Below are 234 nucleotides of genomic sequence, written 5' to 3'. Positions count from 1 at the left end.
TGGCAAGCCACAGCAGAATGCCTACATCGAACGCTACAACCGAACAGTCCGTTATGATTGGCTGAGCCATTATCTTTTCGGCTCGATCGCTGAAGTACAGGATTTTGCCACACGCTGGCTCTGGACGTACAACCACGAGCGACCGAATATGGCATTGGGCGGGATAACACCGAAACAGAAGGTGACAATGGCTGCCTAACCAACTCTACTTATCGCCCCGGTTATAAATGGGGG

Annotated in this window: 1 protein-coding gene; it reads left to right on the top strand. The window is 51.7% G+C overall.

Going from position 1 to position 234, the window contains the following annotated elements:
- On the top strand, window positions 1-199 hold a 199-nt coding region (locus ACT3TC_RS17165), incomplete at its 5' end, for an integrase core domain-containing protein (protein ID WP_444641169.1).
- Window positions 200-234: the final 35 nt, after the last annotated feature.

It is taken from the genome of Halomonas sp. AOP27-A1-41, assembly GCF_052378605.1.
Taxonomy (GTDB): Bacteria; Pseudomonadota; Gammaproteobacteria; order Pseudomonadales; family Halomonadaceae; genus Vreelandella; species Vreelandella citrativorans.
This window is presented reverse-complemented; position numbering and strand designations above follow the sequence as displayed.